Below are 25,712 nucleotides of genomic sequence, written 5' to 3'. Positions count from 1 at the left end.
ACTGCAACCTTTTCCCCGGACGCTTACTACCATAACTCTTTATTACAGCAGCTCGGGGCTGTTTGACAAGTCTGCCTGACTCAGTCCTCGTCGAGGGACCTACCCTCATCTCAGATGTGCCTTTCACAGCACACCAGGTCCGGCCGTACCGACCGCAGATGGTAGTCATGTGCATTCTTCCGAAAGCTATGTTATGTATGAACATGGGCATTCTCACTATTATAAGTCTATTTCCGGTCCTTCCCTTCCTCTACCTGACGGCTATCACGTTCACGAATGGAACTTCTATACCTCGGTCAATGACGGGCACCAGCATCGCGTTAGCGGTCCAGATATGCCAGCCCCGGGTATATAAGATCGACTAGTGGTCTTCCCACTCTGTCTTTAAATCTACATAAAGTTTTCCCGATTCATCAATTTGGGCTAGAAACACATCCGAGACTTTTTGGATGTGTTGATTTTTTAATTGGTCAAGAAGCCAACTCTTCGAAAGCTGAAGTTTACGTAAGTTTTCAGTTATGATTTGCCCGTCCACAATTACGTCGATCAAAAGACCCTTGTAGGGAGTCCTGATGTTGAATGATGAAGCCGTCAGAGGTTCATATGGAGGCATAAACATCAAGCTGATTTTCCCATCGGCCTCCATGATGGCATACTCGACCTCCTGTACCCGGAACGCATTTTTTTCCCGGAGTTTTTCCAGAAGTAGCTCCACGGTTATCCCTAATCTTCGTAGATTCGTGTCAATAATTTTCCCGTGAACAATAACTAAGGTGGAGTTGCCCTCTAAAGCCTTTTGTAAACGACGGGATTTTAAAGTAAGCAATCCCATGCCAAAGGTTAAAAGGAAATAGCCAAGCATTGCAAGAATAAACGTCAGCGGCAGATCATTTAAGTGAGTGGCGAAATCCGAGGCCATCTGTCCGACCGCAGAGGCTGTCGCGACATTATAGACCGTTAACTCCCCAAACTGTTTCTTCCCTAAGAGTCGAAGCCCTAACCAAAGAATAATAAAGGATCCAACTATTCTTAAAGATAACTCGAACGCATAATGCACGCAATCACAATCCTTTAGAACCGGTTTATCTCATTCTTTCAAGTTCTAAGCATTAGTAACTTGTTCAACACGAGTCCTTGTTATTCAAAGCTATTCTTAACCACGCTATGCAAGTGGATCACCCATTAATAATCGTCCCACCATTGACATGAAGGATTTGTCCCGACATGTAAGAGGAATCATTATTCGCCAGGAAAACATAAGCAGGCGCAAGTTCCTTTGGTTGTCCTGCCCGTTGCATCGGGGTCGTACTACCAAAGGTTGCAACTTGATCCGCCGGAAAAGAAGCAGGAATTAGGGGAGTCCAAATTGGGCCTGGTGCTACTCCATTGACACGTATCCCTTGCTTAACCAAGGATTCGGACAAGGATCGCGTAAAGGAAACAACTGCACCTTTGCTTGCGGAATAATCGATCAGTTGCTCGTGCCCCTCATAAGCGGTGATCGAGGCAGTATTGATGATGCTGGCCCCAGGTTGAAGATGTGGCAAAGCAGCACGTGTAAGGTAAAAGTAAGAAAAGATGTTCGTCTTAAAGGTTCTCTCTAACTGAGCTGATGAAATATTTGCAAGGCTAGTTTGCACATGCTGCTCACCCGCATTATTCACCAGGATATCAATCCGTTTAAAAGCTTTTAACACCTCATCGATCACCTTCTGGCAAAAACCTTCCTCACCTACATCTCCGGCTAGGCTTAAACATTGTCGACCTAAGGCCTCGATTCGTGCGCTCGTTTCTTGGGCATCACCCTGTTCATTTAGATAGACGAACGCTATGTCTGCTCCTTCTTTGGCGAAAGCGATGGCCACGGCGCGGCCGATCCCACTATCCCCACCCGTAATGAGTGCGATTTTTCCCTTAAGCTTCCCACTCCCCATGTATTGAGGATCTTCGAAGTCAGGCCGCGGATTCATAATCGCTTCGATGCCCGGCTGGTTGTCCTGGTGTTGAGGCGGGAATACTGACATTGGAACTTTGGTTTGGCTCACTTTTCATCACCCTCCAGACTATTAGTCTGGACAAGTTAGCCCATAAAATACCTTCGCCAAGAGTTTGAATGTCCAATGTCTACTTCTTAAGGCTTGTCCATTGTCTAAACAAGGCTCCTTCCGAGATATTTTCATTCTTACCTAATTGACAACCTTATATGTCATATCGATGCTTCTTCTCACTCTAAAATTTACTCATCAATGCGGTGCTTCAATTTTCTAGAGAAACCCTGAGACCCAAGTTTATCGGATATGCCATAATACTCGCCTAGACAATAACCATAAGGCTTAATCTTTTGATAATCAGGACGTCCCTTTTCATCGAGAACCTCCTCATTATAATGAACCGCTAAGACATCAGCGATAAAAACATCATGGCTTTCAAGATGCAACACTTGACGAACCTTACATTCAATATTGACCGGACATTCCGCAATTAAGGGAGCCTGAACATGCTCTGCCGGAACAGGAGTAAAACCAGTAGCTTCAAATTTATCGACATCGCGACCCGAAACTAAACCGCAATAATCCACAGCGGGCACTTGATCCGCAGAAGGAATATTGATGACATACTCTCCCGCCTCTGCAATAAGATGATTGGAATATCGCAATGGATTAACTCCAACATAAACCACAGGCGGAATAGAATTCATAACTCCAGTCCAAGCAATCGTAATAATATTAGGTCGAATATCTCCAGACTGTGCAGTGACTAAAACGGCAGACAGCGGGAATAGCCCTGTTATTGGCTTATGTATTTTTTTACTCAAGTGAATCTCCCCTTCTATTTATTCTTAACCATATATATATTTGATTTTATGTAGAAAGAAGACTAAAATTTAATTAAATTATCTTGCCTATTAGGTATTTTATAAACCTACAGGAGGTCCTTATGAAGCTTGCAAAAATAAAAGAACCTATGAACACACTTACCCACTTTATCCCCTTTGTAGCAGCCTTATTTGGACTTGTTTTGTTAATTTTCTTATCGTACGGTAGTCTCTCGAAAACAATCATCATGAGCATTTACGGATTAAGCGTTATTGTTTTATATGGCACGAGTTCTTTTTATCATGCTTTAAGAACAACTCCCGATAAAGAACTCACCTTACGCAAAATCGACCATATGATGATCTATGTTCTCATTGCGGGCTCTTATACGCCTGTCTTCTATTATGGTTTAAACGGAACTTGGCGTTGGGTGATGCTTCTCGCTGTGTGGATCCTAGCTTTAGTTGGAATTATTCTGAAGGTATGGTTCATCAATGCCCCACGCTATGTATCTACAACCTTTTATGTGGCCTTAGGTTGGATTGCCCTTGTTCCTATCGTCCAACTTATTCATAATCTCCCGCTGGGTGCATTGATTTTGATGTTTAGCAGTGGAGTGATGTATACCTTAGGTGCGATAATCTATGCCGCTAAAATCTTTAAACTTCCTCGCCTTCATCTTGGCTTCCATGAAATCTTTCACATCTTTATCGCGGCGGGAAGTCTCATTAATTTTATCATGATCCTTATCTATTTTGTACCGTCATCCGTTAATTAAATCATTTTGAGTTTCTTTATATGTTAAAAATGTGAAAGGTCTTGCACCATAGTGAGTGCAAGACCTTTGCCATAAACACCATCATAAGCCTTGATTTGCTACTTAAGACTTTTGATCCTGTATCAGCAGGGGCTGATTCATAAATTCAATTGAATAACGCTCACTCATCCAGTTGGCTTTCCATTTATCGAGAAGGAGCACGGCATAGTTTTCATCCTGGTCTAAAACCATCAAACTCATGGTTGAATCTTTGAGAATTCGGATTTTCTCCTCATCTTTAATAATCCAGCGCACGATTTCATAGGGCAAATGACTAATCTCGACCTCCACCCCATACTCTTCCCGCAATCGGTACTCTAGCACTTCAAACTGTAACTGTCCAACAACACCAATGACTGGTGCCTCGACACCAACATTCAGATCGCGGAAGACATGAATCGCGCCTTCTTCTTGTAATTCCTGAATTCCTTTAATAAATTGCTTGCGTTTTAAGGCATTTTTAATACTAACCCGCGCAAAGTTTTCTGGACTGAAGAAAGGCATCGCTTCGAATTCGAGGCCGTCTTTTTCCGCTAAAACATCGCCAATCCGTAAAATCCCATTATCATGAACCCCGATGATATCTCCAGCATAGGCTTCATCCAGAATTGTACGCTCCTGAGCAAATAACTGCTGAGGCTGAGCCAAGCGGAGTTTGCGGTGCGAGCGTGTGTGAATAACATTCATCCCGCGTTCATATTTCCCGGTACAGAGCCGGATGAAAGCAATCCTATCTCGATGCAGCGCATTCATGTTCGCCTGAATCTTAAATACAAAACCGGAGAATTGCGGGCCTAACGGATCAAGCTCACCTTGGTTAGAACTGCGCGCTCTCGGTCCAGGGGCAAGCTTTAAAAAACTGTCTAAAAAATTTGGAACTCCAAAATTGTTAAGCGCGCTCCCAAAGAAGACAGGCGTAACCTCTCCCCGGTTAACTCTTTCCATATCAAACTTATTTCCTGCCATATCCAGCAATTCGACATCATCCCGTAAACGTTGCAAAAGTTCCGCTCCGATGCCGGACTGTACTTCTGGAACTTCGATTGAACCTGACTGAGAGGCACTTGGAATTCCATAACGATTTCCAGCCGCATAGCGTTCCACAAGAGCACTTTGGCGATCATAAATTCCTTTGAAGTCCGCACCCATACCGATCGGCCAGTTCATCGCATACGCTTCAATTCCCAAGACTTTCTCGACTTCATCCATCAAATCGATCGGGTTTTTCCCTTCCCGGTCGAGTTTATTGATAAAGGTAAAAATCGGAATTCCCCGCTGCTTACACACTTCGAATAGTTTAATGGTCTGGGCTTCTACCCCTTTGGCGACGTCAATAAGCATCACTGCGCTGTCGGCAGCAGTTAACGTCCGATACGTGTCCTCGCTGAAATCCTGGTGACCCGGGGTGTCCAGAATATTGATAACATATCCTTCATAATTGAATTGCATTGCACTCGACGTGATAGAGATTCCCCGTTGACGCTCCAGTTCCATCCAATCTGAAGTTGCATAACGTTGAGTCTTACGGGCCTTAACATTACCTGCTAAATGGATCGCTCCCCCAAACAGAAGCAATTTTTCCGTTAAAGTTGTTTTCCCTGCATCTGGGTGAGAAATAATCGCAAACGTTTTGCGTGATTGAATTTCTTCTTTCATTGTCAAGCTCACTGTCATCTAAACTCCTTAATATGAAATAATCTCGCTCTGTCTTTTCCTCATATCTTATTATGAATTATGCTGTTAGGCATCAGGTACAACTTATTCATAGACTTATATTATATCATGCCAAAGAATCATTGCGAATACCCTGTTGGATCACTAAGTCACCAAGTTATTTAGATTTAAGATCAGAGATTTCGCTTTCTCTATTATTATTAATATGAAAGACGACTTGGCAGGAATCCTCAACATGGATGTGGAAACAACAAAGAAGAATTGTGCATCCGTAAGGGAGGATTAGGGAGATGACTTTGTTTCAAATTCTCTATCAAACGCTAACTGAAAATGGCTGGGAATTTGATCATGATGACAAGAATGAAATTCTCCGTTTGGAAATTCGAGGAGTCAACTCTGACTTTCATTGTTTTATTATTGTGGATGAAGAGCAAGAATCCCTTCTCTGTAATACGCATATTAAGCACAAAATTCCGTTCCCCAAACGAATCGAGATCTGTAATTTCATGAACCGCATCAATTACGAACTCGCGAACGGTAATTTCGAAATGGATATGGACGACGGGGAAATTCGCTTCCGAACTTACCTGGATCTTGCAAATACTGAACCTTCCCAGGAACAAATGATGAATCTCATCTGGAATGGTTCTCAAAGTTTTGATACCTACTACCCTGGAGTTGAAAAGATTGTTCATGAAGAATTTTCAGCTGAAGAAGCAATGGCTATATGTACCCAAGAAGGATGAGCTTCCTCTAATAGCCAATACTGGGTATCTCTTGACTGAAAAACAACATTTACCTGAGTAAAGAAAAGCGTTTCGCAAATAATAAGGGTGTCCCATTAACCAATCTTAAATTTTAAGGAGGGAACCCATCATGGCAGGAGAAAGAAACACTAACGCACCAGCTGCTCAAGGCGCAGAGCAAGGTTTAGATCAATTCAAGTATGAAATTGCAAACGAATTGGGTGTTCAACTTGGTGGCGACCGCACAAGCCGTGAAAACGGGTCTGTTGGGGGTCAAATGACAAAACGCATGATTCAATTCGCCGAAGAAAACCTTAAAAAGGGTAGCCGTCTCTAAGCGATTCTGTACATGCGGGAAGGGGAATCCATTATTGGATACCCCTTCCCTATTATTTGTTAGCTAAATACAGCGAAGAAATGAAGAGCAGTTACCCGCTCTTGCATTCCTTCGATCACATAATCTCTAAGATTGTATTGTGCCGTCAGTCTCTTCCAGGAATTTCTTCTTAGAAGCTAAGTGTTTTTTAACATCTTTAAGCTGATGGGGTGTGAGCTCTCCTGCATTTTCTGCCAAAAACTTTTCATTTTTGCGGATATTTTTCAGGGTCAGCTCCATCTTTTTTAGATCTTCGTTTTGGCTCTTATTCCCGTCATTTCTTGGCATCCCTAATCACCTCAGAATTAGTTTTCCCAAGGTGAAGAAAGATCATGAGACTTGATTTTAGGGATGTTTTGGAATCATTTTTGCTTCATTAAATAACAAATGATTCACTTGATCTTCTTATATTTGAATTTCTGCCTGAGCCTTCGGATTAAAAGGATTCGTACGAACTGCTAGAGAATAAAGATAAGGATAATCTTCGTGCAAGTGTTTCATATAGCTTAGCTATTCCAGGATCAGGATCCGATAAGCCCGATCCATATCCCGCAGCAAATGAATTCGATCAGCCTCAGGTTGCTGTCTTAGAATTAGCATCTCTCTGGGTTAAGAACTCCAACAACTCCTGACCCACTTCATGTACAACTTACGAAGGAGAGCCACCTGTTCGCGCTGCGCCAGCAATTGATCAATAATCAGGGTTGATAAAAAAATATATATTGGTAAATCACTCCTCGATAGCGTAATGAAAGGATGAACACTTATAATGAAAATTAGGACTTTTAGCTCTCCCGATTCCCGTTTACTGGAAAGAGACGTTAATCAATGGCTCGAAGAGAATAGTTGGCTTAAAATTATCAGAATCACTCAAAGTTCGGGACAAGCTCACCTTATCTCCATCTGGTACGAGGAACCAAACGTTCCGATTCTCGGGTAAAGATTCCGCATTTCAAGAAGGGCCACTGATGCAATTAGCCATCAGTGGCCTTTAACATGTTGCCAGCGGCATAATACTTTTTCAAGGCCATCCACAATCATGAACAAACTAACCCCAAGCAGGGCCATCATGATAATTCCAGCGAACATTTCATCCGGAGCCGAACGGCTCCAGGCATCCATGATAAAATATCCTAATCCTTTAGTCGTGGCAAAGGACTCCGCAAAGAAAAGTACAGAAATTGCTGTTCCCATACTAAGGCGAAGCGCAGTCAGAACATCCGGTAAACTTGCTGGCAAAAGAACATGCCTATAGATTTGAGCCCGATTTCCACCCAAAGAACGCAACGAAGCGATCATTTCCGAAGGGACCTTCCGGGCCGCATCCCTAGTCGTAACTAAAATTTGAAAAAACACGATAATCCAAATCAAAAAGATCTTTGGACGATCCCCCAAGCCGAGAAAAAGAAGCACTAAGGGCAAAAAGACGATTTTAGGAATCGGATAGATCAGATAAACCAAAGGGGCTAAAAAACGATCGAGTTTTCGTTCATATCCCATAATTAGCCCCAGTGGAAGGGCTAGGAATAATGCGATCAAGACTGAGAGGATAACTCGATAGGCACTAACCCAGAGATGCTGACCCAGCTTTCCTTGCAACAACCGTCCTGTTGCCTCAAAGGCAACCCCTGGCGTGGGAAGCATCGGAGTTGCTAAACGCACAGCTGCAATCTGCCACACCAACAATAAGAACGCAGATGCAGCAAGATACCCCCAGAATCCACTTTTGAAAACTTTCATCCTTCTATTCCCCCTTCTAAGAGGGAACGTACATAGGTAGTCTTACTAAAAAACTCTTCGCTTTGACGATAACCCGATTCCCCGACCCGTGGATTTTCAATTTCACCAAGGATTCGAGTCGGTCTTCCGTCCGCAAGCACTAAAATTCGGCTCCCTAAAAAGACCGCCTCTTCAATGCTATGCGTAACTAAAATACTGGTTAACCCCTCGTCTTGCCAGATCTGGAGCAGAAGTTTTTGCAGCCGCTCCCGGGTCAAGGCATCGAGTGCCGAGAGGGGTTCATCCATTAGCAGCAGGTCCGGCTTCAAAGTCAAAGCCCGCGCAAGGGCAACGCGTTGGCTCTGTCCTCCACTCAATTGACTGGGGAAGTGGTGTTTAACTTCCCCCAAGCCCATCTTTTGGATGATGTTTTCCGTAGCTGTCCGAGCCGTTGGCCGCGCAACATGCCGAACTTTCAAGCCTAAGTTGACATTTTCTTCAACCGTCAACCAGGGAAAAAGCCCGTATTGCTGAAGAATAAACGCAGTTTCTTGCCGCGTCCTAGTTACAAGCTTTCCCTTCACCCGAATTTCTCCACTCGTAGGCTTCAAAAGACCCGCTAAAAGGTAAAGCAACGTACTTTTTCCGCAACCTGAGGGACCAATCAAGACAACACTTTCCCCTTGCTCAATTTCCAAATTGAACTCATCATAAACCTTGACCTGATTTTGTCCCTGATCATAAGCGAGACTACAGTGAGCGACCTCTATCAACAGAACCTCTCCTCTACTCTGAGAAACTAAAGACCCGAAAGCGTGGCTTATCGCACAGGAATAAACGATTTCAGGGAACTGGCATGAGGCTTACTGCTTCGGTAACAAGCTTGGGTCGACGAGTTCTTGATACGTGTAGACCTGGGGAATCAGCTTCTTATCTTGCATCCATATCATGACACTATTCACTTCATCCTCCGTCGGTAATTGAAGTTTAGAGAACGTGGTGATCTTGTAGGTATCTTTGATGGGCTCAGGAATCTGATTTTTTTCAAGAAAAAGCGAACGGTACTGCTCTGGATCCTTCGTGAGAGCTTGCCCTGCTGCACCATAGGCACTCACTACAGCTTTAATTCCCGCTGGATTGTCCTGAATACTTTTGGTCCGGAAAAGCAAAACGGTTTGGGAAATATTTCGGTAGGTATCTTCCATGACCAAATGGGCCCCTTTCGCTTCTGCTAAGGCAGCGAGGGGATCCGGTAGGACTGCAGCCTGAATTTGATCAGAGAGAAGCATATCCACACGGACCGGTGTTTTCGGAACCGAAACTTTATTGACGTCAGTCCCCGAAACCCCTTTATCTTTGAGCATTTGATCTGAGACATAATCGATAATCGTATTATCCGACATGCCTAAGGTCGCCCCTTTAAGATCAGAGGGATCTTTGATCTTGGACTTTGGTGAGGAAAGAATTGCAAAACGTCCTTCCTGTGGTGTAGTTCCTAAAGCAATCGAGGCAATCTTGACATCTGTTCCGATCTTTTTCATAAGCGCAACTGCTAGCATGTCGGCAACTTCTCCATCGATTTGCCCCGCCTGAAGTGCGGCATCACGCTCCTGAGCACTGGCGAAATTGATTAACTCTACTTGTACCCCTGCCTTGGTAAAGATTCCATCTTTTTCAGCCACTGAGAACGGGAAGTTATCTTCAATGGGTTGAACTCCGATTTTCACGGGCTTAGCCTGTGTTTCTGAAGATGGTGTTACTTGAGGAGATTGCCCGCACCCTGTCGCGAGAACCATCAAACTCAGCAACACTCCCATCGTCCTAAATATCACGTGTTTCTTTTTCATTTCTGCACCCCTAACCTTGTTTTTAGAACAATAATTAATTTTCGACAGAAAAGTCGTGATTCCTTTCATCTTTTTTCACTATGCCCGGAAAATGATCAAGGAACAACATAATTCCAAAACAACCAAGACATAATAATGGAAACTTACGTCTTATCACTGCCAATGGAAGGGACTGTAGAAACATGAGAATCTCGATCTTTATCACCTGCTTAGGAAACATGTTATATCCGGATTTGGGTGTCACGATGGCCAAAATTTTTAGCCAATTGGGGCACACCGTGGATTACCCGGATAACCAAGCCTGTTGTGGGCAAATCTCCTTTAACTCGGGATATACGGAGGACACGCGAGCCATAGCCCGCAACTTGATCGACGCGTTTGAAGACAGTGAAGTTGTGGTCGCACCTAGCGGCTCCTGCATCGGAATGATTCATCATAATTATCCTTCCCTGTTTGAAAACGACCCAGTCTATCTTAAAAAGGCAACCGATCTAATTCATAAGAGTTACGAGTTTTCCCAGTTTCTGGTCAATGTCCTCAAGCAGCCGGATCTCGGAGCGCGCTACAAAGCTAAAGTAACTTATCATCCATCGTGTCACGCTACACGCTTGATGGGAATTAGGGATGAGCCCCTAACCCTTCTCGAACACATTCAAGGGATTGAGGTTGTTCCCTTACCTGAAGCTCAACTCTGTTGTGGCTTTGGCGGAACCTTTGCAATCAAAATGCCGGTCATCTCCGAGGCGATGGTTCAGGAAAAAGCGCAGCATGTGATTGACTCAGGCGCTGATATCCTCACCGGTCTCGATATGGGCTGCCTCATGAATATCTCTGGATATCTAGAGAAACACGGGCACCCAGTACCTGCGATGCACATTATCCAACTGCTCGGGAAGGGGATGTAGAGATGTCGGAGAACAAACCCTATGATATGCAGGAGGCACTTGATAAAGCACTCAAGGATGACTTTCTACGGATGGCCACCCGCCGGGCTACAGACAAGCTGCGGCATCAAAAACTTGATGCCGCGAATCAACTCGGAGACTGGGAAGAATGGCGGGAAGCCGGGGAAAAGATTCGGAATCAGGTCATTCTTAACTTAGATTATTATCTGAAACAACTCATTGAAAATGTTGAGAAAAACGGTGGCCATGTCCACCTGGCCAAGACTCCGCAGGATGCAGTCAACGCGGTTCAGGAGATTTTTCAAAAACACAACGCCAAGACCCTCATTAAATCAAAATCGATGATTTCGGAAGAAATCCATTTAAATCCCGTCCTCGAAAAAGATGGTGTCGAAGTCATCGAAACCGATTTGGGAGAATATATTGTGCAAATTGCGCATGAGCCTCCCTCGCATATCATTGTCCCCGCGATGCATAAAAACCGAGATCAAATCGCCAAACTTTTTGAACCGATTGCCGGGCACTCCTTAACTTCAGATACGCCGACTCTGACGAAATTCGCGCGCGGAAAAATGCGTAAAAAATTCCTTAACGGTGAAATTGGAATTTCCGGTTGTAACTTTGCCGTTGCTGACACGGGGACAATTGCCATGGTTACAAATGAGGGAAACGGCCGGATGGTCAGCACTCTGCCGAAGGTTCAGATTACCCTCATGGGCATGGAGAGAATCGTTCCCTCATTTAAAGAACTGGGTGTTATGCTTAATCTTCTCGCGCGCAGTGCAACCGGCCAACGCTTATCTGCTTATACTACGTTATACACTCCTCCTCGCCGTGAAGGAGATGTCGATGGCCCCGAAGAATGGCACCTCGTTATCCTCGACCATAATCGCTCCGAAATTCTTGGAGATCCGGATTTCCGCGCCTCGTTACGCTGTATTCGCTGTGGTTCATGCTTTAATGTCTGCCCGGTCTACCGGCAAATCGGTGGGCATGCCTATGGTTCGGTTTACGCTGGACCGATCGGAATCGTTATAACTCCCCTCCTGGAGCAGGATTATGAAAAATGGGGACATCTTCCTTACTTCTCCTCCATCTGTGGAGCCTGCGCCGAGGCCTGCCCGGTACGAATTCCGCTCCATGACCTAATCGTCAAGCATCGGGATCGTAAGGTCTTAACCGGACAAACTTCTGCGATCGAACATCAGGCCTTCCGTGCCTACCGCTACTATTTTACCCATCCGAAAGTTCTCCGACACTTTGTCCATTGGGGAGCCCGCATGCAGTTTGTCTTTATGCGACGCGGCCGAATCGTTATGGGACCCCCTCCGCTTGCAAATTGGTTAAAGAGCCGATATTTGACTCCTCTCCCTCGTCAAACCTTCGACGATCTCTGGCCGATGCTAGAGAGGCGTTTAAAAAAAATCGAGCTACAACGAGGTGAGCAGAAATGAGTGATCACCAAGATTTCATTAAACATTTAGCACTTAAGTTAGGACGCCCTACTCCCGCCTCTGTCGAGCCGATCAATGTCCAGGTTCCCCACTATCAACTTAACAGTCCGGAGGAACGAATCGACACCCTACTCGCAAATTGGGAGTCACTGGGTGGTAAAGGGATCAAAGCACAAACTCCGGAAGAAGCCGTTCAAGCCCTAAAAAGTTGGTTCGGTGATCCCGAACCGAAATGGCTCAACAGCACCTCGATTATCACCTGGGGAGAATTACCTGATTTCGCTCAAAACACATTTAACCAGTTGCATTGGACCACTCAATCCTACCCAGATTCTTCTAGTGAGCGCTCAGCGCGGATCAATGTAGCCGCCCAGGCCCAACTCGGCGTGACTGGAGCTGATTACGGGATCGTCCAATCCGGCACACTTATTCAGCTAAGTAACGCTCGGCGTGGCCGTGCTGTTAGCCTTGTTCCGCCCCGCCATTTAGCTTTCCTTGCCGGTTCGAAGATTAAGGATGAACTGGCGGAAATTATGGAGGAACTTCTCACTGCGGGTGCTCCCCCAGCTGCTATCGAAATGATTTCCGGACCAAGCCGCACCTCGGATATTGAGATGGACCTCTCCATCGGTGTTCATGGACCGATCGAAGTTTATTTGGTCGTCATGACAGAGTTATAGAATCGGACAAATGAGTTGAATAGTCCTGTACTAAAGGGTCTGAGGCAGTTTATTGATTGTTCTGCATCAGACCCTCTCTTCCTTATTCTAAAACTTTTAGCCTAATTACTATGAACGCGGGCGGGTAAGAATTTTTGCATTACTTTCACCTGTTTCTCTCCTTACTTGGGGCAATGAGCTAATTTAGACTCACCTGATTCGCCTGTAAATAAAGTGTGATCTTTTCTTTCTCTTGGGCTTGGACATGAACAATTGCTAAGGCTTTGCCCTCCTTGATTCCGTTCCACTTAAGAAGCAGACTTTGTTGATATTGTTTATTAATCACCGGATCAGAATACTGTAACAACACCACAAGATAATAGGAATTCGACACATTTGAAGACTGGCCTACCTCCTCTGGCGTTAAGGCAATCACCAGGCTTGAAGACGTATCTTTAGGAATTTCATTGACTAAATCATAGCGTTCATTATAGATGGGCTTTTGCTTTAGACTCTGTTCAAAAATGATGGATTGGCTCGATAAATTCACGGCAGGATGGATTCCGACATTGTTAAACCTAAACTCTAATTGGACCCCCTCTTGCACCTCAATTTGGGGAGACTCTTTTAAGGAAAGATAAGGTCGAGCATCTTCACGCTGTACCTTCCAAGCGTTTAAGGTCACATAGACAGTGATAAGTGCCGTCAATGCTAAAATAGCCGTTCCAACTGTTGCAATAATACTACTCCATCTTAATAATTTATCTTCATTCGCTGGCATACGCCTCTCCTCATTGCACAATCCTTACTCCCTGGTCAGACACTCCATAGTATTATACGGAGTATCTCTGAACATACTTCTATACTCAATTTAAGATAAATTTCCTGTAGACTGCCAATCTCTCCAAAACTTTGTCCTTATAGAATACGGCTCGACTCATATACTAAGACTGTTTGCAAAAACAAAGAAATGACAATACAAAATTAAGGGGGGATTCTTCTTGACCGTACAACAAGACATGCAAAAAGCGGCAGCAGCCGCAAAATCTGCATTAGGAACGTATGAAACCTTCGCGACTTCTACTCAGGATCAATCAGCTAAACAAATGTTCCAGGATATGTCAACTGACATGCAACGCCATGTGGCACAACTCAACAGCCGTTTGAACTACATTGAGTCCAACAACGGGTTAAATCAACCCTCTCAAGGCTAATTATTCGGTTATTTAACACTGGGGTTCTCCCTTTAAAGGAGGGTAGAACCCCTCGTTATATTCCGCTGGTTCTTTCTTTTTCTAGAAAACGTTTTTGAGATTAAAGGCTTCCGTATCTGAGATGTGATCAAACAGTAAGCGTAAGGCAGACAACTCACCTTCTGCTAAAATAGGACTTTTAAACTGAACATATTCCCCCAGACGCTTTAGTCCAATATCGATAGTGTCGATTTCCTGATGGGTCACTAAGACACTCCATACGTTTTTGGTTACATCCCAATCTTGTTTCAACTGTTGCAATTGACTTTTCGCTTTATCCCAATCTTGGTTGTAAATTTGCTCTTCAACCTGATCAATAGCCTTGACTAATTCTTCAGTTGAACTACTAATATAATGGTTACTCCAAAAGGAGCCTCCAGCGAGTAGCGTAACGATTACAACCGTAATTACATAAGACCTCATGCCTTTCATCCCCCTTTAGCTAGCAATTGAGTTTTTTTTGGACAAAAAGCCTTTCAGATGTATCGAGACTTGCGAGTAAAACATCTTCAATCCGATTTACGCTCTGCTTTTCAAGTTCATCCTTTAACCACTGGATATCTTTACTCAGATGCTGGAGACCAGCTGGATTCAATTTTCCATCCATGATTAATACAGTGGGCAACCCCTCAAACGGAGGAGACATATTGAGATCTTCGGGAGTCAGAGGCCTTTTGAAAGATTTCGAAAGGACACTGACCTGACCATTCGTTTCTAGAACGGCAAACTCGACATCAGCAATATTAGGAATATTTTTAATGCGCAATTCCTCTAGTAGGTCAGATAAATTATAACGATTCCGTTTGAGTTCAGATTCGATAATTTTTCCTCGTTCAATTAAAATGGACGGAGTGCCATTTAAAATAGCCCTCGCCCGTTCGCTTTTCATCTCGATCTGTCCGAGCAAGATACTAGCCAACAAAAGTACGAGAATGGGAATAATTCCAGCGATCAATGGGATCCCAACATTTTCGCTCGGAATCGCAGCCAACTCTGAAATCATAAGAATAATGACGAGGTCGAAGGGCTGCAATTGCCCAATTTCCCGTTTACCCATAATACGCAAGGCCACGACAACTAGAGCGTAGAGGATAAGGGTTCGCGTAATAATAATCAGCATATTTAGATTTCTTACTCCTTTCCTTAAACAAAATCGATCCTCTACTTCACTCAATTTTAGAATGAGCAGAAACGCATCTTATTTTTCCCTCTTTTTTCCCCTTTATTCCTTCAATTTCTATTCATGAATCTTGAGGGAACGGGAAAAATAGTAGGGAATTTAGGACAAGGCGGTGAAGAAAATGCGCTCATCAATTTCTTTAGGTATGGTTAGTGGCTTGATTGGCTATTTAGCCAAATGCATGGTGTTATTTGAACCTCATCACACAAAAAAGCGAAAGCAAAAAAATCTGCCAACTCATCGATTTGCAGATTTAGTATCTGGGGCCGTTTTAGGGATTCCGCTCGTCTATTATCTAAAAAAGACTGGTAAAGATAGACATATTGTCAAAGGGGCGAGCTTCGGTGTGCTTCTCTGGGCCTTTTTTTACAGCGCGAGAGGCAAGAACGACAGATATCTTTGTAAACACAGGAAATGTCGCAGTGAACTTCTGGATCTCCTAAGTAATCTGCTTTTTGGGGTTGTTACAGCCTGTGTCGCTATAAAAATAGCCGATCCTGAGACTTATCCGGATGATGCTGAATACGATTTTGGTTTTTAAAAAAGAATCAAATAAAGAAAACCCGGCTTTCACCGAGCTTCAGCGATAAAGAAAACTTGGCTAGTACCAAGCCCTAGCGAAGGTGCTAGCCCTAGTTGCCTTATCCTGCCGAACATAAATACATGCATCGTAGGAGAACGAAAGCCGCTGGTTGCACTTATACTATCTGCCCCCCAATTTATACTTTCTGTTAGTATAAACAAAGGGAGCTGTCTAGAAAATAGAAATTTGAACTTCTATTTCTGAGACAGCTCCTTTTTACAACTCGAAGACTCCAACTGGATTTATTCAGGCTTTGGGAGAGCCTTTTCATTTCGTTCCTCTTTGATATCAAGTTTTGGCTTTTTTTGAGTCTTAATCCGTATAATGCGGAAGCCCTTAACCTCAGTGACTTGAAACAGATACCCATCAAATTCGACAACGTCTCCTTTGACCGGCGTTCGTCCCAGGCGAGCAAAGACATATCCTCCGATCGTCGATACTGACTCGTCTTCCAAGGAAATTCTTAACAGCTCTGAGACATCATCGAGAAGTACCCGTCCATTAATCAGGTATTCCCCCTCTTGAACTTTAACAATCTCCGAAGACGGAACATCCTCAAACTCGTCATAGATCTCCCCAACGAGCTCTTCCAATAAATCTTCAATCGTGACCATCCCGGCAGTCCCACCAAATTCATCCACCACAACAGCCAGATGGGTCCGCTGACTCCGCATTTTTTGGACAAGATGAGAGATGGGCATTCCTTCCGGAACAACGAGAATTTCACGTTTCACTTGAGTAATCGAGGTGGTTTCTGGATTATCCGCCAAACCCAATAAATCTCGCATATGCACTAAGCCAATGACATTATCCTTGTTGTCTTCACAGAGTGGATAACGCGTATGTCCATATTTTTTGACGACTGCTAACGCTTCTTCTAAGCTATCCTCGGTAAAAATGGTGACCATATCCTGGCGCGGAACCATAACCTCACTGACCACGCGATCTGAAAACTCGAAAACATTATCTAACAGTTTTCCCTCCATTTTATCGAGAAAACCATTTCGCTGACTTGCATCGACCAACATTCTCAATTCTTCTTCGGAGTGCGACAAATCCGCTTCATTAGCAGGCTTGATCTTTCCTAGCCGAAGTACAAGATTAGATAGACCATTCAAAGCTCGGATCAGGGGGTAAAATACCTTGTAGAATGCTTTTATCGGACCCGCTGTTTTTAAAGCCGCAACTTCCGCATTTTGAATAGCCAAAGATTTCGGGACCAGTTCTCCCAAAACAATATGTAAAAACGTAATGAGGATAAATGCTATGCCAGCAGAAACAGAATGGATTACGAGGTCATCCCCGCCAAAAAAACGTTGAAAAAATGGATTGAGAATCGTTGCAATCGCAGGTTCTCCTAACCAACCTAGGCCTAAAGAAGCTAAGGTAATTCCCAATTGAGTAGCGGATAAATAAGTATCGAGCTTAGAGGTGACCTCAAGCGCCAAATTAGCTTGACTTGAACCTGATTCTGCTAATTCAGCTAGGCGCGTTCTGCGTACTTTAACCAGGGCAAACTCTGCGAGAACGAAAAAACCGTTTAAAGCAACCAATAATAGGGCAACGAGAATTTTTATCGCGCTCCATATGACACCTTCGATCGAAACTTCCTCCTTTAGCTTTTAAGCTTTCCTTCAATTTCAAACTGACTTCCGCGCATTTCTGCGAATAACAACTAAGGCGCCTAAGAATAAAGCTCTTGGCACCTACTTTAAAACTATTTATTTGTTTTTGGGGGTAAAGGATCTTCCACAGTTATTCTCCTTATTTCTTTAATAATTACTATAGTTTAATGTACAGATTACGTCAAGCGACAACTTTAGCTAAATCTCGAGTTTGTCACGTAGGATTTAATTTTACTTGCTTTGCTCCTTATTTTTCTCGGCCGCTCCACGCAAAAGGCAAATTACCTCTTCATCCTCTTCCTCCCCAATAATCGAAAGCAAATTTTGTAGCGGATCGGGCCTGGTTTCAACCGTGCTAACCTCGAAAAGAGACTCTAAACTGAACTCTTCTTGAACGTTTAATCCTTCTCTTCCAGTTGAACAGTCACCTTCGTCCATGATCTCCTTTTCGGATCGGAGATCACCTTTTTCCTCTGTAACATTACCAGCAAATTCTTTAACTTCTTTAGCTTCTTTAGCTTTGACATCTTTAGATGATGTTAGCTCAGAAAAAGGTAGTTCGGACACAGACTGTCCTGGTAAAATTAGCCCAGGATGGTCTTGCAAAAATTCGTGTAAGGCCTGTTTCGTTATTTCACACCGTTTTTCCGGGGAAAATTTCTGAAGTTGAGTCCAAAGGTCTTCATCCTCACTATTAAAAAACAAAGGCAAAAAAGGTTGTTCCGTCATCATGGATTGACATTAGCCTTTTTTGTCAGGCTGTTAACCAAATTCGCCGCCATAATCCGGAACCCGGTCGCATTGCCAAACTGTGGGTCCTCAATTAAGACTTTATTCTCTAACTGAAGATGTTCAAAGACAAGTTCGCCAACCTTACCCGCAACGAGCACCGTATGAATTTTTCCGAGCATGGGTTTCATTGCTTTCTTCACTTCACGCGAAATATCCGTGCCGAGCTGAGCTAGCATTTGATTCATGACCGGATTTAAATTGATCGTCCCGTTGCTCCAAGGGTATTGTCCTCCATGGACACGGAAGATTTTATCCAACTCTTGATCGTCTGTTTCAATTGGATTTTGATGATTGGCACTCATTTCCTTTAACTTTTCTGCGACCCCAGTATAGGCCCATTTTAAGCCTTTTTCAATACTGAAGGAATTTGGCGGATCCAGCATCACCCCATCATAGAAGGTTGCGATATCCGTCGTACGAAAACCCGGATCAATCACCACGACATAGCCATTAAAAAGCTTAGGACTGATCGGCATTCCGTACTCATTCAAGGTTTCCTTGATGAAGACACCATAACTCTGAGGCAAAACACGAGACCGGATAATCGTCAACTGACGAGTCTGTCCCTTAAACGGGCCAGAGAGGAACGCTACTGACCAAGAGCCTTTAAGTTGCGCTTCGTATTTATCTTTGAGAGCCGCATAATATTTGACCGGAACACCCGTTCCTAAATAAATATTGGCTTTGGGGGTTTTCTGCGCTAACGCTAAAGCAACCACGAGCAGGGCTGTGGCCTCTTCATCCGTTGATTTATCCTCGTCCCAGCAATAATGAGCTTCATTAGGATTGAGGTTTTCGGCTAAATTACCCATAAAATAATGATTTTCTGCACCCGTCGAATTGTTTTTTACGACAACATCAAGAGAATTGATCTGACCCTCTAATTCCGAGCCGCGGGTCACGATAGCATTTCCTAACGTCGAGAAAATCCTCTCATTTCCCTGACAGATCACAGCTGGAAAAAGCACTTTTCTATCTCCAACATCGAGTTTGATCGCCCCAAAGCCAGGATCTCCTCCTGCAACGAGTATGTCGTTTTCAAACACATTGACTTCCTCCTCATCTTTTAAATTCTATTGTATACTATCTCACCATATCTTTCCACTTCGAAGCGCTCACCCCTTCCACACCAGCCCTATACGCTAGAAATGGGTCACTTCACGATCCGAGAAAAAGAGACGGTGAAAATATGAGTGATAATCCTCTCTCCTTACAAAACGTTTCCGTTCTACTCCCACTTAAAGAAGAAACCTGGCGGGAGAAGGCCAAATCTTTTTTACGCTATGTCGGTCCAGCCTTTATCGTCAGTGGCGCCTACATCGACCCAGGAAATTTCGCGACGAACATAAGCGGCGGTTCCAATTTCAACTACTCCCTCTTATGGGTTTCTCTGGAGTAACCTGATGGCGATTTTCCTGCAAACTCTATCAGCTAAGCTAGGTATCGTCACCGGAGTGGATCTCGCAACCCATTGCAGCCGCCAGTTTAGCCGTCCAGTCAATATTTTGCTTTGGGCTATCACGCTTTGAAGGACATTTTTCAGAAAAATTGTTGGGATAATGCATGTGCTGAGACCTTTTTCAGTACCAACTTCATGCAAAAACAAAAGAGCATACTTATAAAAATCCTTTATGACACCCTAAGTAACGATTGCCAGTCACATAAACCCATGTACATTTGGAAATATTATGCCTGGAGGTGATTTTTATGGTAATGTCAAATTTGAAATGTTCAGTGGATACCTGCCATCACTGGGGTAGTGGTAACCATTGCACGGCAGATGGTATCGAGGTTAACAACCAAGTCAGCAGTGCTCAGACATCTGATGATACCATTTGTAAAACCTTTAAACCCCAAAGCTAAATAAAGTTCTGTTAGGGTTGCCGTCGGGCAACCTTTTATTATTACTCCCTTATGATAAGGGAATCAATCATTCTTTTAACATTACCGATGCAACGAGAACCCTCTGGGTTATTTACCTCATAGCCACAACGACCAGCCTTTGTATGTGCGGTTATCTCATCTAAAGCGGTAGTTCTACCCGTTCAAATTCTTGTATCACTCTTTTCTTAGTCCATCCGAAACAGTAACAAACTGGGCATGCACTTGGCACTAACAGAGTCTGTTACAAAAAATATTAACGGCCCAAACGCCAGTTCGTTAAAAATAATTACACCTCTATCTATTTGTGCGGTAAAATAAGGTGATAAGCCAAATTAACGCATATTTTTGCCAAGGGTGTTGGCGGTCGAGAAAAAGGGTCAGGGGTAAACACCTATGGACCTATCCAACCCGAAATACCACACAACTCACCGGCCCAGCAGACCAGCAAACCAGCCTGTAGAGCCACTTTCAGCTGTGTGTTTTCTTTAGACAACACACGGTCTCAACGTGTGCCGTACGTATAAAACTCAATTGAAAAACTTATTTCAAAATAGAGTAAGCCCTGATTTCTCAAGACTTACTCTATTTTTTATTGATACAATAACTGTAATTCAATTTAAAATAAAAAGTCAGATCATTTATAAAGAACAATCTGGCAAATATATTTTTCTATACGTCACTTACTCAAAAAAGAACATATGCCTTCTAGGACCCGCTGATATCAAGGCTTTCACTCAACCTAAATATAGCTCTACCACTGTCTCCACATGTGCCGTCCATGGGAACACATAGCTCTAAAATGCGCTTTCAACGAAGTGACGCCAACGTGATTCGATTTGTTGTCTCCGTACATGCTCCTAACACATTTGTAACTCCCAACCACATTTACCAGAACATTGATCACACTCCGTAAAAGGCTTGTCAGGCTTGGCACATATGTTTCGGTATCTCCATATTATGGTATTGGGAGTTGTTCCAGGTGGACCCGCTTGAACTGTTAGTTTGAAAAAAAGGAGTGAACTTTTATCCATGTTGTACTCTTGCAGTTTAGACAACCGCCCGTTTTCCGTTTTAAGCTTGATTGCTACAAAATGCCCCTTGACGCAGGCTAAAATGTCTGGAACACCGGCTGTTTCTCGGCAGACATCCTGGGGCTGGGAGCCTAAAGTTAGTCTACAGGAAGGTTTAAGGAAAAACGTACGATTTCTACCTGTAGCACTATCTAAGGGGCATACACATACAATAAAAGGATAAGTTTGCAAGGATGGTGGATATGCGTAAAAAAATCGGTGTGGGACACGCTTCAATAGGTGATTTAGAAAAAAAATATGTAAACATGGCTCTTGAGGCGGGAAGGCTATCACAAGGCGAGTTTGTAAATAAGTTCGAGAAGGAATTCGCCTCTCTACATGGACAGAAATACGGTATAGCTTGTAATAGTGGTACTTCTGCTTTGCATGCTGCGTTGGAAGCATTAAAAGAAAAATACAATTGGCCCATAGGAAGTGAAGTTATCGTTCCAACAATAACCTTTATTGCAACATCAAATGCGTGCATTCATGCAGGGCTTACTCCAATTTTTGTTGATGTAGATTCTGTTTCCTATAATATCGATCCAGCTTTGATTGAAGAAAAAATTACCGAAAAGACAGCTGCAATTATACCGGTTCATGCATTTGGACAACCCTGTGAAATGGATAAGATTATATCTATCGCAAAAAAAGATAATCTAAAAATTATTGAGGATTGTGCAGAAGCTCATTTCGCTATTTATAAAGGAAGACCTGTGGGTAGTTTCAGTGACATATCTGGTTCAAGCACATATGTTGCTCATACAATTACTACAGGTATTGGTGGGATAATTACGACCAATGACCGGGAACTTGCGGAAATTTGTCGTTCTCTTATTGCGCACGGAAGAGCCTGCACATGTGAGAAATGTATAGCATCAAATCCTGATCAAGTATGTAAGTTACGGATGACGACTGATTTGGACAAACGCTTTATGATGGTTCGTATGGGGTATAGCTACAGAATAGGGGAATTAGAGGGTGCTCTTGGCATAGCACAACTAGAAAACCGCGATTACATTATCGGAACCCGTAGGAAAAATGCAGCTTATCTCACGGAAAGGCTGCAGATATTACAGGAATATTTACAGTTACCGTCTTTTCCCAGTTATATTGACCACTCATTTATGATGTATCCAATTGTTATAAAAAAGAATGCTCCATTTTCAAGACGGGATATGACAGAATACTTGGAAAGCCTTAACATTGAGAGTCGCCCCATGTTACCTCTGTTAAATCAGCCAATATATAAGGAGATTTTTGGTGATATCGAAAAGGATTATCCGGTAGCAGAGTGGATAAATAATAATGGGTTCTATGTTGGATGCCACCACGGTTTAGAAAAAGAAGAATTAGATTATATTGTAGACAGTCTAATTAAATTTATTGAGACGAAAGTTGGTAAAATTGCGACCGGCTCGACTGGATGAGGCTGTAACGAAACACGGCCTCACAAAAATCGCCTAAAACCAGTGGTTTTAGGCGATTTTTCTCGAATAACGGAGGTAATATGGTATATTAAAGTATGAAATCAGGCGATGCTAAAGAATTTTTGGAGGGGTCACGGATATCAAAGAAAGGGCAAAAAGTTCATCACAAAAAGTATTTATTCCCTATGTACAGAACCAATTAACCCTGCCCACAGCGTTGAAAGCCTCATTCCCGAGAATCATGTGGTACGCGTGGTCAATCGGGCTATCGACCAAATGCACCCAATTGCTTCTTTCCTTTCTAGTGTTTTTCAATTTGAGCGCTGACACAGTGATCAATATGTCCCCGAGTGTAAAATACATCAACGGCTTTAAATAATTGGTCTACAGTCGTTGATGAGTTTACGCCTTTGTAGTCAATAAGACCTTGCTCGTTTAAATATATCTTCAAGCTCAACTTCCCTAATAAAATTAAACCCGCCAGCAAATCCTACTCGTTTAACAAGTATAGGATTCCCGCTGGCGGGTTTAATACCTTAGCATTAATCATCTATCAATAGATGAGAGTATAGTGAAAACTACGACTTAATCATTGTTATCACGTCGTGGTTAAAATGCCTTCTAACTTTTTAATTTATTTATAATATTTTCTCCATAAGCGATTGGATTATATTGCAAAACGAATTTTGTAGCAATTTCTATCTTCTGACGTATTCTATTTTAGAATCACCCCTTCAAGTTAGCTACGGCTAACCCGTTCAGAAAGATTATAAGGAGGTCGCCATAGATGCTTGCTTTTGCCACCTTGCCCTACTTCATTAACAGTTCTTCCTAGCTTTTAAATCCATGAAATCGTTAAAGGCTTGTTGCCAAGACGGATTATTTTTCATGAAATCTACCAGAGTTTTGATGGCATCGATCGTTACAGTTGAAAGGTAGTGTTCCATAGCTTCGGCCTCAGCAGCAAAGTTACATTTGCTACATATTAGGGCAAGAAACTCCTGCAACAATTGGTTCCTCGTTACTAAGTACAGTCCATACTCTTTTCCTTTATCCGTAAGCTGGATCTCTCCATATCGTTCGTACTTTATGTAATTCTGGTCTCTTAATTTGTAGAGGGCTTTGGTAACAGAGGGCAAAGCAACTTTTAGCCTGTTACTGATGTCCGTTACCCGAACGGTATCAAGGGATAACGAAAACCGATATATTTCCTCTAAGTAGTCTTCTAAGCTAGGTGTTAGCATATGCCTCACTTCCTTTGCTTCACCTTTAATTACTTGTGGGCCGTTTGAGCTAAGAATTGCTTAACTTAAGCATTGAGGTGAAAATCTTTCTCACCTTATAAGTATACTGGTTAGTTATATCAGTATATTCTTTCAACATGCTTTATGACTCTAGTAGAAAAACTGGGGGTATCAAAATGAGCGAAGGTATTAATTTATCCAAAACATCGCTTACACTGCCATTGCCAAAAGATACTTGGCTGGTAAAGGTTAAAGGTCGACTCAAGTATATAGGTCCGGCGTTTATAGTTAGTGTTGCTTACATTGACCCCGGTAATTTTGCGACTAACATCAGTGGCGGTTCTCAATTCAACTACAACTTGGTATGGGTGATTCTCTGGAGTAACCTGATGGCTATCTTTCTCCAGAGTATGTCAGCCAAGCTTGGGATAGCTACAGGGCATAACCTGCCGGAGATGTGCTCAAAGGTTTTCTCGAAAAAGACCAATTGGTTTTTCTGGCTTGAGGCTGAATTTGCAGCTATGGCTACTGATTTGGCTGAGTTTCTTGGCGGAACATTAGGCTTGTATTTGCTATTCCATATCCCCATGATTTATGCTGGTCTACTTACTGGTGTTCTTACTTTCTTAATCGTATACATGGAGAAATATGGTCAAAGGGTCGTCGAGTGGATTATTGGTGCTTTGGTGGCGGTTATAACTATTGGGTATACTATTGAACTGTTTTTGGCTAAGCCAGATTGGACACAGGCGGGCATGCACACCCTAATTCCGTCACTTCCTAATGGCGAAGCCGTATTATTAGCGGTTGGAATGCTCGGGGCAACGGTAATGCCTCACGTAATATATCTTCACTCGCAGTTGGTTCAGACCAGAAATAAAAAGGATTATACTGATGAACAAAAACGCAATCATTTACGTATGGAGCGAATCGACATTGCCATCGCTATGAATATTGCGTTTATCGTTAATGCCGCAATGGTCATCGTATCTGCTGCAGTATTTTTCAGAAATGGTATGGTTGTGGATACGATTGAACAAGCACACAAATCATTAGAACCTCTTCTCGGGCCACTATCGAGTGGAGTTTTTGGGATTGCTTTGTTGGCATCGGGTTTGTCGTCCTCAGCAGTGGGTACCATGGCTGGGCAAACCATTATGAAAGGCTTCGTTGGATTGACTATCCCCATTAATCTTCGAAGATTAATTACAATGACCCCGGCTTTGATTATCATTGCATTAGGTGTCAACCCTATGAGTGCCTTAGTAATAAGCCAAGTTGTATTAAGCTTCGCCCTTCCGTTCGCCATTGTGCCAATGTTATGGATCACCAGTCGTAAAGACTTAATGGGTAGCTTAGTCAATCAACCTCTAACCAAGGTCGCCGGTTGGGTAATTACGAGTGTCATTGTCGGTTTAAATACGGTTCTGCTTTACCTGACTTTCACCGGTAACGTATAAGGGGTTCTGCCACGGGTTTTAGTAGCGAGAAAGCGCATAAAGCAATAAGGCTGGGTGCAACACCCAGCTTTGTTAAAGAACATGGAGGAGGCATATCTAATGGCTGACCTTAGTATTCATAAAAGTCAAAAGAAGATCTTAATTTTGATAAGTTTGGTTGGTTTAATACTAGCTGTAA

The 25,712-nt window shown here is 43.1% G+C and carries 27 protein-coding genes and 2 pseudogenes; 14 read left to right on the top strand and 15 right to left on the bottom strand.

Going from position 1 to position 25,712, the window contains the following annotated elements; translation table 11 throughout:
• Positions 1-136: 136 nt before the first annotated feature.
• Positions 137-355: pseudogene (locus VM640_RS01845) on the top strand (YmaF family protein); the annotation flags it as partial.
• 6 nt (positions 356-361) lie between these two features.
• Here the strand turns inward: VM640_RS01845 and VM640_RS01840 are convergent.
• From VM640_RS01840 to VM640_RS01830, 3 genes are all read right to left on the bottom strand, one after another.
• Complete coding sequence (locus VM640_RS01840; RefSeq protein WP_325389321.1) at positions 362-1,057, bottom strand: DUF421 domain-containing protein; 696 nt, start codon at positions 1,055-1,057, stop codon at positions 362-364.
• 118 nt (positions 1,058-1,175) lie between these two features.
• Positions 1,176-2,045: an SDR family oxidoreductase gene (locus VM640_RS01835; RefSeq protein ID WP_325389319.1), complete on the bottom strand. Its 870-nt coding sequence runs from the start codon at positions 2,043-2,045 to the stop codon at positions 1,176-1,178.
• 191 nt (positions 2,046-2,236) lie between these two features.
• The gene (locus VM640_RS01830; RefSeq protein WP_325389317.1) at positions 2,237-2,815 is read right to left on the bottom strand and encodes a flavin reductase family protein; all 579 of its coding nucleotides are present in this window, start codon (positions 2,813-2,815) and stop codon (positions 2,237-2,239) included.
• Between the two features lie 122 nt (positions 2,816-2,937).
• Here VM640_RS01830 and trhA point away from each other — a divergent pair, with 122 nt between their 5' ends.
• Entirely contained in the window at positions 2,938-3,594 is a 657-nt protein-coding gene (gene trhA / locus VM640_RS01825; protein ID WP_325389315.1) for a PAQR family membrane homeostasis protein TrhA, read from the top strand.
• Positions 3,595-3,696: 102 nt separating this feature from the next.
• Here the strand turns inward: trhA and VM640_RS01820 are convergent, their stop codons facing one another.
• Positions 3,697-5,289: a peptide chain release factor 3 gene (locus tag VM640_RS01820; RefSeq protein WP_414647867.1), complete on the bottom strand. Its 1,593-nt coding sequence runs from the start codon at positions 5,287-5,289 to the stop codon at positions 3,697-3,699.
• A 308-nt stretch (positions 5,290-5,597) separates the two neighbouring features.
• On the opposite strand from VM640_RS01820, the gene VM640_RS01815 reads away from it, so the two are divergent.
• Positions 5,598-6,053 (top strand): YbjN domain-containing protein, encoded by a 456-nt coding sequence (locus tag VM640_RS01815; protein WP_325389311.1) that lies wholly within the window; start codon positions 5,598-5,600, stop codon positions 6,051-6,053.
• A gap of 130 nt (positions 6,054-6,183) precedes the next feature.
• The gene (locus VM640_RS01810) at positions 6,184-6,390 is read left to right on the top strand and encodes an alpha/beta-type small acid-soluble spore protein (RefSeq protein WP_325389309.1); all 207 of its coding nucleotides are present in this window, start codon (positions 6,184-6,186) and stop codon (positions 6,388-6,390) included.
• Between the two features lie 126 nt (positions 6,391-6,516).
• Here VM640_RS01810 and VM640_RS01805 read toward each other — a convergent pair whose 3' ends face one another.
• On the bottom strand, positions 6,517-6,717 hold the full coding sequence (locus tag VM640_RS01805) for a hypothetical protein (RefSeq protein ID WP_325389307.1): 201 nt from the start codon (positions 6,715-6,717) through the stop codon (positions 6,517-6,519).
• A gap of 481 nt (positions 6,718-7,198) precedes the next feature.
• Between VM640_RS01805 and VM640_RS01800 the strand changes: the two genes are divergently transcribed.
• The gene (locus VM640_RS01800) at positions 7,199-7,369 is read left to right on the top strand and encodes a hypothetical protein (RefSeq protein ID WP_325389305.1); all 171 of its coding nucleotides are present in this window, start codon (positions 7,199-7,201) and stop codon (positions 7,367-7,369) included.
• Positions 7,370-7,410: 41 nt separating this feature from the next.
• Here VM640_RS01800 and VM640_RS01795 read toward each other — a convergent pair whose 3' ends face one another.
• The 3 genes from VM640_RS01795 to VM640_RS01785 all read right to left on the bottom strand — a co-directional run bounded on the left by VM640_RS01795 (position 7,411) and on the right by VM640_RS01785 (position 9,995).
• A complete protein-coding gene (locus VM640_RS01795; protein WP_325389303.1) occupies positions 7,411-8,169 on the bottom strand; it encodes an ABC transporter permease in 759 nt (252 codons plus the stop codon).
• A complete protein-coding gene (locus VM640_RS01790) occupies positions 8,166-8,921 on the bottom strand; it encodes an ABC transporter ATP-binding protein (protein WP_325389301.1) in 756 nt (251 codons plus the stop codon). Before VM640_RS01790 ends, VM640_RS01795 begins: the two co-directional genes overlap by 4 nt.
• Positions 8,922-9,011: 90 nt before the next feature.
• Positions 9,012-9,995 (bottom strand): ABC transporter substrate-binding protein, encoded by a 984-nt coding sequence (locus VM640_RS01785; RefSeq protein ID WP_325389299.1) that lies wholly within the window; start codon positions 9,993-9,995, stop codon positions 9,012-9,014.
• Between the two features lie 182 nt (positions 9,996-10,177).
• Here VM640_RS01785 and VM640_RS01780 point away from each other — a divergent pair, with 182 nt between their 5' ends.
• The 3 genes from VM640_RS01780 to VM640_RS01770 are packed head-to-tail and all read left to right on the top strand — an operon-like array spanning position 10,178 to position 13,034.
• Complete coding sequence (locus VM640_RS01780) at positions 10,178-10,900, top strand: (Fe-S)-binding protein (RefSeq protein ID WP_325389297.1); 723 nt, start codon at positions 10,178-10,180, stop codon at positions 10,898-10,900.
• A 2-nt stretch (positions 10,901-10,902) separates the two neighbouring features.
• On the top strand, positions 10,903-12,354 hold the full coding sequence (locus tag VM640_RS01775; RefSeq protein ID WP_325389295.1) for a LutB/LldF family L-lactate oxidation iron-sulfur protein: 1,452 nt from the start codon (positions 10,903-10,905) through the stop codon (positions 12,352-12,354).
• Positions 12,351-13,034: a LutC/YkgG family protein gene (locus VM640_RS01770; protein WP_325389293.1), complete on the top strand. Its 684-nt coding sequence runs from the start codon at positions 12,351-12,353 to the stop codon at positions 13,032-13,034. Before VM640_RS01775 ends, VM640_RS01770 begins: the two co-directional genes overlap by 4 nt.
• A 178-nt stretch (positions 13,035-13,212) precedes the next feature.
• Here the strand turns inward: VM640_RS01770 and VM640_RS01765 are convergent, their stop codons facing one another.
• Entirely contained in the window at positions 13,213-13,794 is a 582-nt protein-coding gene (locus VM640_RS01765) for a hypothetical protein (protein WP_325389291.1), read from the bottom strand.
• 220 nt (positions 13,795-14,014) lie between these two features.
• Between VM640_RS01765 and VM640_RS01760 the strand changes: the two genes are divergently transcribed.
• Positions 14,015-14,227 (top strand): DUF1657 domain-containing protein, encoded by a 213-nt coding sequence (locus VM640_RS01760; RefSeq protein WP_325389289.1) that lies wholly within the window; start codon positions 14,015-14,017, stop codon positions 14,225-14,227.
• 81 nt (positions 14,228-14,308) lie between these two features.
• Here the strand turns inward: VM640_RS01760 and VM640_RS01755 are convergent, their stop codons facing one another.
• Positions 14,309-14,689, bottom strand: a complete 381-nt coding sequence (locus VM640_RS01755; protein ID WP_325389287.1) for a DUF4363 family protein — start codon at positions 14,687-14,689, stop codon at positions 14,309-14,311.
• A 19-nt stretch (positions 14,690-14,708) separates the two neighbouring features.
• Positions 14,709-15,386: a DUF421 domain-containing protein gene (locus tag VM640_RS01750; protein WP_325389335.1), complete on the bottom strand. Its 678-nt coding sequence runs from the start codon at positions 15,384-15,386 to the stop codon at positions 14,709-14,711.
• A 181-nt stretch (positions 15,387-15,567) separates the two neighbouring features.
• On the opposite strand from VM640_RS01750, the gene VM640_RS01745 reads away from it, so the two are divergent.
• Complete coding sequence (locus VM640_RS01745) at positions 15,568-15,987, top strand: hypothetical protein (RefSeq protein ID WP_325389285.1); 420 nt, start codon at positions 15,568-15,570, stop codon at positions 15,985-15,987.
• Positions 15,988-16,271: 284 nt separating this feature from the next.
• Here the strand turns inward: VM640_RS01745 and VM640_RS01740 are convergent, their stop codons facing one another.
• The 3 genes from VM640_RS01740 to VM640_RS01730 all read right to left on the bottom strand — a co-directional run bounded on the left by VM640_RS01740 (position 16,272) and on the right by VM640_RS01730 (position 19,492).
• Positions 16,272-17,582, bottom strand: coding sequence for a hemolysin family protein (locus tag VM640_RS01740; RefSeq protein WP_414647865.1), 1,311 nt, complete (start codon positions 17,580-17,582; stop codon positions 16,272-16,274).
• A gap of 303 nt (positions 17,583-17,885) precedes the next feature.
• On the bottom strand, positions 17,886-18,386 hold the full coding sequence (locus VM640_RS01735; RefSeq protein ID WP_325389283.1) for a hypothetical protein: 501 nt from the start codon (positions 18,384-18,386) through the stop codon (positions 17,886-17,888).
• Positions 18,383-19,492, bottom strand: a complete 1,110-nt coding sequence (locus tag VM640_RS01730; RefSeq protein ID WP_325389281.1) for a ParM/StbA family protein — start codon at positions 19,490-19,492, stop codon at positions 18,383-18,385. The genes VM640_RS01735 and VM640_RS01730 overlap by 4 nt, the downstream gene beginning before the upstream one ends.
• A gap of 143 nt (positions 19,493-19,635) precedes the next feature.
• On the opposite strand from VM640_RS01730, the pseudogene VM640_RS01725 reads away from it, so the two are divergent.
• The 3 genes and pseudogenes from VM640_RS01725 to VM640_RS01715 form a co-directional block, all read left to right on the top strand.
• A pseudogene (locus VM640_RS01725) lies at positions 19,636-19,972 on the top strand (Nramp family divalent metal transporter); the annotation flags it as partial.
• A 181-nt stretch (positions 19,973-20,153) separates the two neighbouring features.
• Positions 20,154-20,309 carry a DUF1540 domain-containing protein gene (locus VM640_RS01720; RefSeq protein WP_325389279.1) on the top strand — a complete coding sequence of 52 codons (156 nt, stop codon included), beginning with the start codon at positions 20,154-20,156 and terminating at the stop codon, positions 20,307-20,309.
• A gap of 1,294 nt (positions 20,310-21,603) precedes the next feature.
• A complete protein-coding gene (locus VM640_RS01715; protein ID WP_325389278.1) occupies positions 21,604-22,830 on the top strand; it encodes a DegT/DnrJ/EryC1/StrS family aminotransferase in 1,227 nt (408 codons plus the stop codon).
• Between the two features lie 818 nt (positions 22,831-23,648).
• Here VM640_RS01715 and VM640_RS01710 read toward each other — a convergent pair.
• Positions 23,649-24,074: a metal-dependent transcriptional regulator gene (locus VM640_RS01710; RefSeq protein WP_325389276.1), complete on the bottom strand. Its 426-nt coding sequence runs from the start codon at positions 24,072-24,074 to the stop codon at positions 23,649-23,651.
• Positions 24,075-24,250: 176 nt separating this feature from the next.
• Here VM640_RS01710 and VM640_RS01705 point away from each other — a divergent pair, with 176 nt between their 5' ends.
• On the top strand, positions 24,251-25,534 hold the full coding sequence (locus tag VM640_RS01705) for an Nramp family divalent metal transporter (protein WP_325389274.1): 1,284 nt from the start codon (positions 24,251-24,253) through the stop codon (positions 25,532-25,534).
• Positions 25,535-25,712: the final 178 nt, after the last annotated feature.

This window comes from Desulfitobacterium sp., from assembly GCF_035539115.1.
Lineage (GTDB): Bacteria > Bacillota > Desulfitobacteriia > Desulfitobacteriales > Desulfitobacteriaceae > Desulfitobacterium_A.
The sequence above is the reverse complement of the archived record's forward strand: the minus strand, read 5'-3'. Positions and strand labels throughout refer to the sequence as shown.

Coding starts and splice junctions, on each gene's coding strand:
- VM640_RS01805 (WP_325389307.1), bottom strand. CDS start 6,717: ATGCCAAGAAATGACGGGAATAAGAGCCAAAACGAAGATCTAAAAAAG.
- VM640_RS01815 (WP_325389311.1), top strand. CDS start 5,598: ATGACTTTGTTTCAAATTCTCTATCAAACGCTAACTGAAAATGGCTGG.
- VM640_RS01780 (WP_325389297.1), top strand. CDS start 10,178: ATGAGAATCTCGATCTTTATCACCTGCTTAGGAAACATGTTATATCCG.
- VM640_RS01795 (WP_325389303.1), bottom strand. CDS start 8,169: ATGAAAGTTTTCAAAAGTGGATTCTGGGGGTATCTTGCTGCATCTGCG.
- VM640_RS01720 (WP_325389279.1), top strand. CDS start 20,154: ATGGTAATGTCAAATTTGAAATGTTCAGTGGATACCTGCCATCACTGG.
- VM640_RS01765 (WP_325389291.1), bottom strand. CDS start 13,794: ATGCCAGCGAATGAAGATAAATTATTAAGATGGAGTAGTATTATTGCA.
- VM640_RS01735 (WP_325389283.1), bottom strand. CDS start 18,386: ATGATGACGGAACAACCTTTTTTGCCTTTGTTTTTTAATAGTGAGGAT.
- VM640_RS01785 (WP_325389299.1), bottom strand. CDS start 9,995: ATGAAAAAGAAACACGTGATATTTAGGACGATGGGAGTGTTGCTGAGT.
- VM640_RS01770 (WP_325389293.1), top strand. CDS start 12,351: ATGAGTGATCACCAAGATTTCATTAAACATTTAGCACTTAAGTTAGGA.
- trhA (WP_325389315.1), top strand. CDS start 2,938: ATGAAGCTTGCAAAAATAAAAGAACCTATGAACACACTTACCCACTTT.
- VM640_RS01710 (WP_325389276.1), bottom strand. CDS start 24,074: ATGCTAACACCTAGCTTAGAAGACTACTTAGAGGAAATATATCGGTTT.
- VM640_RS01750 (WP_325389335.1), bottom strand. CDS start 15,386: ATGCTGATTATTATTACGCGAACCCTTATCCTCTACGCTCTAGTTGTC.
- VM640_RS01745 (WP_325389285.1), top strand. CDS start 15,568: ATGCGCTCATCAATTTCTTTAGGTATGGTTAGTGGCTTGATTGGCTAT.
- VM640_RS01755 (WP_325389287.1), bottom strand. CDS start 14,689: ATGAGGTCTTATGTAATTACGGTTGTAATCGTTACGCTACTCGCTGGA.
- VM640_RS01705 (WP_325389274.1), top strand. CDS start 24,251: ATGAGCGAAGGTATTAATTTATCCAAAACATCGCTTACACTGCCATTG.
- VM640_RS01775 (WP_325389295.1), top strand. CDS start 10,903: ATGTCGGAGAACAAACCCTATGATATGCAGGAGGCACTTGATAAAGCA.
- VM640_RS01800 (WP_325389305.1), top strand. CDS start 7,199: ATGAAAATTAGGACTTTTAGCTCTCCCGATTCCCGTTTACTGGAAAGA.
- VM640_RS01820 (WP_414647867.1), bottom strand. CDS start 5,289: ATGAAAGAAGAAATTCAATCACGCAAAACGTTTGCGATTATTTCTCAC.
- VM640_RS01715 (WP_325389278.1), top strand. CDS start 21,604: ATGCGTAAAAAAATCGGTGTGGGACACGCTTCAATAGGTGATTTAGAA.
- VM640_RS01810 (WP_325389309.1), top strand. CDS start 6,184: ATGGCAGGAGAAAGAAACACTAACGCACCAGCTGCTCAAGGCGCAGAG.